Raw genomic sequence first — 3,625 nt, 5'->3', positions numbered from 1 at the left:
CATTCTTGATTTTATCGTTGATTCCTTATGCTTACGATATAAAAAAGGTATCCAATGCTACTTCATAAGTTAAAAGATAAAATCATTGTAAGAAATACTATTACACTTATTGTTGGTATTGGGATTTCACAAATTATTGCCATTCTGTTTCAGTTAATAACCAGGAGGTTGTATTCTCCTGAAGATTTTGGGGCTTATGCCGTCTATTTCAGTATCGTAAGTATAATGGTGTCCATCGTACCATTGCAATATAACCGTGCCATTGTTTTACCTCCCAAAAAAGAGGAAAGCACCAATTTGCTTTTTGGTACAGTGGGTATTATTTCTTTCTTTTCTATCCTGATTTTTTTGTCTGTTTTACTTTTTCCTGCTTTCTGGAAAGATATTGTTGAATTTCCAGCTAACTATTTTAATTGGTTATATTTTTTACCACTAACGGTTATTTTGCTGGCTTCTTATGAGGCCATTAATTATTGGTTGATTAGAAATAAAGCTTTTAAAGCCAGTGCAATAAACAAAATTGTTCGGCGAACAGGCGAAGGGGCTACTCAAACAGGAGTTGGATTCACAGGAAATGCCTTGGGTATTTTGCTTGGTGACTTGGTTGGTAATTTTTTAAACCTAATTTCAGGTATATTTCAATCCTTAAAGCATGGATTACAATTAAAAGAAGTTAGTTTTTTTAATATTAAACAGGTTTTAAAAAGATATATTGATTTCCCAAAATTTTATGCCATACCCAATTTGTTCAATACCATTAGTCTTTTTCTCCCTGTTTTAATTGTGAATAAATTTTATTCCGAATCCATTGTGGGCTATTTTGATTTAAGCCGCATGGTGCTTGCGGTTCCGTTAGCATTAATAACCACTTCATTGTCGCAGGTTTTGCTTCAGAATTTTGCCGAAAAAAGAAACCAACAAAAACCAATTAAAAAAGATATTCTGAAAATAGCAGGTTCTTTGTCATTAATGGTATTGGTTGGCGTGGTTATTATTGAATTATTTGCCGAAGATATTTTTCAAATATTTGGAAGGCAGTATTTTATTTCCGGTATTTATACAAAGATATTAGTGTTTTCTTATGGGATAAAATTTATAGTCTCGCCTCTGGCATCAGTTTTCCCTGCACTTGAGCGGATAAAAATTGGAGCCCTTTGGCAAATCCTGTATTTCTGTTTACTATCACTGTTATTCCTATTTAATGACCTGGAAATTCATTTATTTTTAAAAATTCTGGTAGGAATCGAACTGGTAAGCTATACGGTTTATTTTAGTTTTATTTATTTTGTGGCTAACCAATACGATCAATCAATTAAACAAAAAGCTTAATGAAAGTTTGTCATATTACTACTGCACATCCCATTGATGATATTAGAATATATCATAAGGAATGTTTGTCTTTGTATAATAATAATTTTAATATTCATATTTTAGGTGTTGTTTCACCAAAAATTAAGAACCCCAAAATTCCTTTCAGTCTTGTATCTTCTAAAAGGAAAAATTTGATATATCGATTTTTTTTTCTCCCATATAAAATGCTAAAATATGCTAAAAAGATAAACGCTGATGTTTATCACTTTCATGATCCGGATTTATTAATTGTTGGATTGTTTTTAAAAAAAGCAGGAAAGATTGTTATTTATGATATTCATGAAGATAATCCAAAGGCCATTCTTAGTCGAGATTGGGGTTTTAAATTTTTACGAAAATTTATTTCTGTTGTTTTTAAATGGTATGAAAACGGAATAAGTAAAAAATTAAATTATTTAATTGCTGCAACTCAAAGTATCCATAATAGATTTTGTAAAATCAATAAAAATACTTTTATAATTAATAACTATCCAAAATTAACTGTTTCAGAATCAAATACTGACATTTCAAAAAGGAAAAGACAAATATGTTTTGTTGGATTAATTAGTCCTCAGAGGGGATTAGAATATGTTGTGAAAGCGATGGAATTTGTAAATGCGCGACTTTTATTAATAGGAAATTTTACATCAGAAGATTTTTTAAAAAAATTGAAAAGCTTAAATGGTTGGACTAATGTTGATTATTTAGGTTATCAATCTAGAGAATCATTAGAAATATATTTATCTGAATCATACGCAGGTGTAGTAACTTTTTTACCTTTACCAAACCATACACATTCACAACCTAATAAGATGTTTGAATATATGGCTGCTGGTTTACCAATTATTGCTTCAAATTTTCCATTGTGGGAAGAAATCGTCGATAAAAATAAATGTGGTATTTGTGTTAATCCGGAAAATTCTGAAGATATTGCTGGTGCAATATCATTTTTATTTGAAAATCCCAGTGTTGCGAAGCAAATGGGTATGAATGGTAAAAAAGCGGTTGTAGATAAATATAACTGGGATAATGAGGCTGAAAAGTTAATAAGAATTTATAATAGTATTAATTTAAATGAATATGCTATAAAATAATAATGGTAAATTACTAAATTGTAATAGTGGATATAATTAAAGTTAAATATTATTTGATTTTGGAAAATTTAGTTTGGGCTAATGTGTTTAAGTTAACGTATTTTTTAGAATTTATGAAAGCAATTATATAGGTTTTATAATGGTTAATTAAGATTGTATCATTTCAATGGATAAAATTTCAATCATCATACCTACCCGAAACGAGGAAAAATACCTTAAGCAATGCTTATTATCCATTGTAAAAAATATGAGTTCAGTAATTGAAGCTGAAATTTTTGTTATTGATGGCAAAAGCAATGACAATACCGTGGAAATTGTAAAAGAGATTACTCAGGAATATCCAAATATTCAATTCTTAATAAACGAGCATCAAACGACACCCTATGCTATCAATTTAGGAATTGAAAAATCAACCGGAGATTATATTTTTATTATAAGTGCCCATGCAAAATATCCGGCAGATTACTTTGTGAAACTTGTAAGTTGGGCAAAAAAATTAAAAGCTGAAGCAGTTGGCGGAGTGCTGGAAACTAGAACATTGGATAATACTCAAAAATCAAAGGCTATTCAGTTTGTTTTATCGAATAAGTGGGGTGTTGGAAACGCATTATTTCGTACCGGGGTGAATAATGTTTGTGAAGTGGATACAGTAGCTTTTGGTTGTTACCATAAAAGCGTGTTTGAAAAATTTGGATTTTTTAATACAGAACTGACTAGAAATCAAGATATTGAATTTAACCTGAGAATTAAAAATGGTGGTGGAAAAATATTTTTAGTACCTGCTGTTAAGGCAACCTATTTTGCCAGAAACAATTTTTCTGCTTTTGCAAATAATAATTTTAAAAATGGACTTTGGAATATCTTTACTATTTATTATACACGCAATTTTAAAGCACTTTCGTTAAGACACTTTGTTCCGCTGGGATTTATTTTATCCATTATTATCCCTGTTATTTTATCTTTTTTTTATTTCCCCTTTATATTTTTAAGCCTTTTAATTATTTTAATTTATCTGGGTTTTATAACTACAATTTCAATTAGGCTTAAACCCAAAAATATGAATTTATTTTATGTTCTAGCATCATTTTTGATACTACATTTTTCTTATGGAGCAGGTTCTTTATTAGGGACCATAAAAGTATTACCATTATTTTTATTTATGCAAAGAAAATGATTCAATC

The 3,625-nt window shown here is 29.3% G+C and carries 3 protein-coding genes; all 3 read left to right on the top strand.

The window, feature by feature from the left end:
- The first annotated feature begins 54 nt into the window (after positions 1–54).
- The 3 genes from VJ881_11455 to VJ881_11445 all read left to right on the top strand — a co-directional run bounded on the left by VJ881_11455 (position 55) and on the right by VJ881_11445 (position 3,618).
- Complete coding sequence (locus tag VJ881_11455) at positions 55–1,329, top strand: oligosaccharide flippase family protein (protein ID HKL76671.1); 1,275 nt, start codon at positions 55–57, stop codon at positions 1,327–1,329.
- 71 nt (positions 1,330–1,400) lie between these two features.
- Positions 1,401–2,444: a glycosyltransferase family 4 protein gene (locus tag VJ881_11450; protein HKL76670.1), complete on the top strand. Its 1,044-nt coding sequence runs from the start codon at positions 1,401–1,403 to the stop codon at positions 2,442–2,444.
- Between the two features lie 166 nt (positions 2,445–2,610).
- Positions 2,611–3,618: a glycosyltransferase family 2 protein gene (locus VJ881_11445; GenBank protein ID HKL76669.1), complete on the top strand. Its 1,008-nt coding sequence runs from the start codon at positions 2,611–2,613 to the stop codon at positions 3,616–3,618.
- The last annotated feature ends 7 nt before the right edge of the window (positions 3,619–3,625 follow it).

The organism is Halanaerobiales bacterium, assembly GCA_035270125.1.
Classification (GTDB): Bacteria; Bacillota; Halanaerobiia; order Halanaerobiales; family DATFIM01; genus DATFIM01.
Note: the sequence above shows the minus strand (reverse complement) of the source record. Positions and strands in the feature narration are given on the sequence as shown.

Coding starts and splice junctions, on each gene's coding strand:
- VJ881_11445 (HKL76669.1), top strand. CDS start 2,611: ATGGATAAAATTTCAATCATCATACCTACCCGAAACGAGGAAAAATAC.
- VJ881_11455 (HKL76671.1), top strand. CDS start 55: ATGCTACTTCATAAGTTAAAAGATAAAATCATTGTAAGAAATACTATT.